Annotated in this window: 1 protein-coding gene; it reads left to right on the top strand. The window is 60.0% G+C overall.

The features are described from left to right. A partial coding sequence (locus IB254_RS29390; RefSeq protein WP_192420959.1) for a DDE-type integrase/transposase/recombinase occupies positions 1 to 255 on the top strand: 255 nt, incomplete at both ends.

Here is a 255-nt window from a genome sequence, read left to right as displayed (position 1 = left end):
CAAGACGACCGACAGCCATCATCGCTTTCGACGCCATCCGAACCTGCTCAAGCCCGGTCCTGATCAGGTCGTCCCAAGCGGCCCGGAGCAAGTCTGGGTGGCTGACATTACGTATGTGCCCACTCAGAAAGGTGTGGCCTATCTGAGCCTTGTGACGGATGCTTTTTCGCGAAAGATCGTGGGCTATCACGTCCATGAAAGCCTGCACACCGAGTCGGTAGCGCAAGCGCTACGCCGCGCGGTGAAGCGGCGCAG

Origin of the sequence: Pseudomonas sp. PDM03 (assembly GCF_014852385.1) — a bacterium.
GTDB lineage: Bacteria > Pseudomonadota > Gammaproteobacteria > Pseudomonadales > Pseudomonadaceae > Aquipseudomonas > Aquipseudomonas migulae.
This window is presented reverse-complemented; position numbering and strand designations above follow the sequence as displayed.